1 protein-coding gene is annotated in these 363 nt (G+C 68.3%); it reads right to left on the reverse strand.

Annotated features, from left to right (window positions below):
* Positions 1-363 (reverse strand): molybdopterin cofactor-binding domain-containing protein (locus EN869_RS33780; RefSeq protein WP_145972070.1); only part of this gene is annotated, 363 nt, incomplete at both ends.

Below are 363 nucleotides of genomic sequence, written 5' to 3' on the forward strand. Positions count from 1 at the left end.
CGCCGTCCATGTAGGCATAGCCGGCTTCCGGCTCGATATAGGCGTGCTCGACATAGGAGGTTTCGATGGCGCCGGACACGGTGACGGCGGCGCCGGCAAGCGCTGCGTCGGGATCGCCGCGTTCGACGAAGCCGGAGGTGAGCAGGTTCGCCGGACGGTGCCGGTGCAGCAGCGCCGCGCCATCGGCCTTCGCATCCGAGGGCTGCAGGACATGCGGCAGCTCGGTCCATGAAACCGGAAAATCCGTCAGATCGAGATCGAGGATCGCTTCGCGCTCGCCCGCCACCAGCGCAACCGCCTCGCCGCGAAAGCGCGTGACGCCTTCCGCGAGCGCCGGCTGGTCGGCAAAGGGACCGATGACGT

It is taken from the genome of Mesorhizobium sp. M2D.F.Ca.ET.226.01.1.1, assembly GCF_004022705.2.
GTDB lineage: Bacteria > Pseudomonadota > Alphaproteobacteria > Rhizobiales > Rhizobiaceae > Mesorhizobium.